The sequence below is a fragment of the Glycomyces sp. NPDC021274 genome, assembly GCF_040641195.1.
Taxonomy (GTDB): Bacteria; Actinomycetota; Actinomycetes; order Mycobacteriales; family Micromonosporaceae; genus Glycomyces.
This window is the reverse complement of the sequence record NZ_JBFADC010000126.1, coordinates 1-1,079: the sequence shown is the minus strand read 5'-3', so window position 1 is coordinate 1,079 and position 1,079 is coordinate 1. Positions and strand designations below refer to the sequence as shown.

Annotated in this window: 1 protein-coding gene and 1 pseudogene; one reads left to right on the top strand and one right to left on the bottom strand. The window is 67.8% G+C overall.

The genetic code is table 11. The annotated features are described in order from the left end of the window. Positions 1 to 179: pseudogene (locus AB0I03_RS27085) on the bottom strand (MarR family transcriptional regulator); the annotation flags it as partial. A 202-nt stretch (positions 180 to 381) separates the two neighbouring features. On the opposite strand from AB0I03_RS27085, the gene AB0I03_RS27080 reads away from it, so the two are divergent. After that, positions 382 to 1,079 (top strand): methyltransferase domain-containing protein (locus AB0I03_RS27080; RefSeq protein WP_360417484.1); only part of this gene is annotated, 698 nt, incomplete at its 3' end.

The following is a 1,079-nucleotide window of genomic DNA, read 5'->3' as shown; positions in this document are numbered from 1 at the left end:
GCGGTCAGCACGTCGAACTCCCAGGGCTCCAGGCCGACCTCGGCGAACGCGAGACGGCGGGCCCGGTCGAGGTGCCTGGCCAGCCTGGAGACGCGACTGAGGACCTCCAGCGGCTCCACGTCGAGGTCCGGGCGCTCGCGGCGCCATGCTGCGACCAGTCGATCGACCTCGTCCTCCATGGCGATCAGTGTAAAGGGTCTGTCGATGTAAAGTCTCTTGATGGCAAGTATCTCGATGTCGAGATATATTTTGCTGGACTACTGGGCATCGTGGCCGCGAGCTCGGAATCCATCCGAGATGGCCAGAACTCGATCGAACAACGTTCGGATCGATGTGCCGCAAACCCGTGCCGGCCCTGTACGAGCAAAGGGGTTATCGAACATGCACGACGTACCGACCTGGGATCCGCAGCAGTATCTCCACCACTCCGGTCACCGCACCCGGCCCTTCCACGACCTCCTCGCCCGGATACCACAACTTCCCCGCCCCGGCCGCCCCGCCCGGATCGCCGATCTCGGCTGCGGCCCCGGCAATGTCACCGTCCAGCTCGCCGGCCGCTGGCCGGACGCGCACATCACCGGCTTCGACAACTCTCCCGAAATGCTCAAGGAAGCCGAGTCCTACGCCGGCCCGACCCCCGGCGGCGGCCACCTCGACTTCGCCCCCGCCGACGCCGCCACCTGGACCCCCGAAGAGCCCTACGACCTGATCGTCTCCAACGCGGCCCTGCAATGGGTCCCCAACCACCCTGATTCCTTCGCCCGCTGGACCGACGCCCTCACCCCCGGCGGCACCTTCGCCTTCCAGGTCCCGGGCAATTTCACCTCGCCCAGCCACGCCCTCCTGGGCGAACTGTGCGACGCGCCCCAGTGGCGCGACCGGCTGGACCGGCACGGCCGCCGCTTCGTCCACATCCTCGAACCCGCCGACTACCTGCAGCGCCTGACCGACCTCGGCTGCTCCACCGACGTGTGGGAGACCACCTACGTCCAACTGCTCCAGGGCGACGACCCGGTCCTCGACTGGGTCAAGGGCACGGCCCTCCGCCCCGTCCTCACCGCCCTCGAAGACGATCCGGA